Here is a 711-nt window from a genome sequence, read left to right as displayed (position 1 = left end):
TTTGAGCTTCTGAAGAAAAGCAAAGGCAGGCACCACCATGGTAAAGTTTCTGCTGCTGGCTTTGGCATTTGGTCTGGCACATGCTGATCCTCAGATTGCAGGACAATGGAATACCATTGCCATCGCTGCTGACAATGTGGACAAGGTAGAGGAGGGAAAAGAACTGAGACTCTATGTTCGTGAAATTTCTTGTAATGCGGATTGTACTGAAATGGGTGTCACATTTTATGTCAAAGCAAATGGCCAATGCTCAAAGACGACAGTCACTGGATATAAGCAAGAAGATGGCACCTATAAAACCCAATTTGAAGGTGATAATAGATTTGAACCTGTGTATGTAACATCAGAAAACATTGTCTTTGTCAGTAAGAATGCGGATAGATCCGGCCGGGTAACACATTTGATTTTTGTTGTTGGAAAGGGTGAGCCTTTGACTTCTGAACAACAGGACAAACTTGAGACCTTTTCTAAGGAACGAGGCATTCCATCAGAAAACATTCAAAATGTTCTGGCCACAGATACATGTCCTAAGTAAAAACCTATAGATGTCAACAGGATGAGCATTATGAATCCTATTCTCTTGACCATGGAATTAGTATCACATCTAAATCACCATTTCTTCCTAAATGAATTTTCCCCTCTCCTGTGAAGTGAGGATACTTCATACTAAATTCCTGACTTGCCTTTCCTTCCATTTCTTATGATCATGAG

At 40.5% G+C, this 711-nt stretch carries 1 protein-coding gene; it reads left to right on the top strand.

Translation table 11 applies throughout. The features are described 5' to 3' along the window. Positions 1-37: 37 nt before the first annotated feature. Positions 38-535 carry a lipocalin/fatty-acid binding family protein gene (locus D0T85_RS21955; protein ID WP_163215661.1) on the top strand — a complete coding sequence of 166 codons (498 nt, stop codon included), beginning with the start codon at positions 38-40 and terminating at the stop codon, positions 533-535. The last annotated feature ends 176 nt before the right edge of the window (positions 536-711 follow it).

The organism is Bacteroides sp. 519 (genome assembly GCF_010500955.1).
GTDB lineage: Bacteria > Bacteroidota > Bacteroidia > Bacteroidales > Bacteroidaceae > Bacteroides.
This window is presented reverse-complemented; position numbering and strand designations above follow the sequence as displayed.